This is a genomic window from Streptomyces niveiscabiei, assembly GCF_001419795.1.
GTDB classification, from domain to species: Bacteria; Actinomycetota; Actinomycetes; order Streptomycetales; family Streptomycetaceae; genus Streptomyces; species Streptomyces niveiscabiei.
On sequence record NZ_LIRL01000687.1, the window covers coordinates 345 to 773 of the forward strand.

The window sequence follows — 429 nt, forward strand, 5'->3', positions numbered from 1 at the left end:
CGCCCGCGCCGCACAGGACCCGGACGACCAGCACTCCGCCGAACTCCGCGTCGAGGGCGGCCCGTTCGCGTACTCCCCGGTCGTCCTCGCCGCCTCCGGCACCGTCCCGGGACAGCGCACCGGCCGGCCGCTCGCCGCGATGGCCGCTGACCTGGAGACCGGCGGGACCGACGTACGCCGGCCCGACCCGGAGTCCACGGACGCCGCCCTCCTCGCGACCATGGGCCTGTACGGGGACGCGGCCGACGCCCGCGCCGGCGAGCACCGCGTCGCCTACGCGGGGCCCCCGGCCCGCTCGGCCGCCGACCTGCTGTGCGCCGCCTCCCCGGACCGGCGCAGCGCCCTCCTCGTACCCGAGTTCACGCTCCGCAACGACGCCGACTGCCCCTGGGGCGGCCTCCAGCCGCGCACCGCGCTCTACCCGGACGA

1 pseudogene is annotated in these 429 nt (G+C 79.0%); it reads left to right on the plus strand.

Annotation, left to right across the window (positions count from 1 at the left end):
* Nucleotides 1-429 (plus strand): annotated as a pseudogene (locus tag AOK24_RS49835) (VWA domain-containing protein); the annotation flags it as partial.